1 pseudogene is annotated in these 458 nt (G+C 74.2%); it reads right to left on the bottom strand.

Features of this window, described 5'->3' with window-relative positions:
* A pseudogene (locus tag GVL52_RS32050) lies at positions 1-458 on the bottom strand (dihydroorotase); the annotation flags it as partial.

Here is a 458-nt window from a genome sequence, read left to right as displayed (position 1 = left end):
GCCGAAGGTGGCCGCGTACTGCAGGGCGCGCTGCAGTACCTGCGTGCTGGCGAGCGGCACCTCGGCCTGGCCGAAGCCGACGCAGCCCGATTCGGTGAGCTCCGCCATCTCGGTCAGCACCTCGCCGGCCAGCCCGCGCGTGAGCGCGCCCAGCGGGAAAAGGCGCGCCTGGTGCAGCTTCTCGGCGCGGAACTTGAGCATCTCGACGAGGCCCGGCTCGTCGAGCACCGGATCGGTGTCGGGCGGGCACACGAGGCTGGTCACGCCGCCGGCCACGGCCGCGGACATCTCGGATTCGAGCATGCCTTCGTGCTCGTGGCCCGGCTCGCGCAGGCGCGCGGCGAGGTCCACCAGCCCCGGCAGCACGATGCAGCCCGTGGCGTCGATGGTGCGCGCGGGCTGGAAGTCCGGCGGCGTGCGGCCGAGGGCGATCACGCGCCCCGCAGCCACCGCCACGT

Origin of the sequence: Rhizobium sp. 18055 (assembly GCF_902706285.1) — a bacterium.
Classification (GTDB): domain Bacteria; phylum Pseudomonadota; class Alphaproteobacteria; order Rhizobiales; family Rhizobiaceae; genus Rhizobium.
The sequence above is the reverse complement of the archived record's forward strand: the minus strand, read 5'-3'. Positions and strand labels throughout refer to the sequence as shown.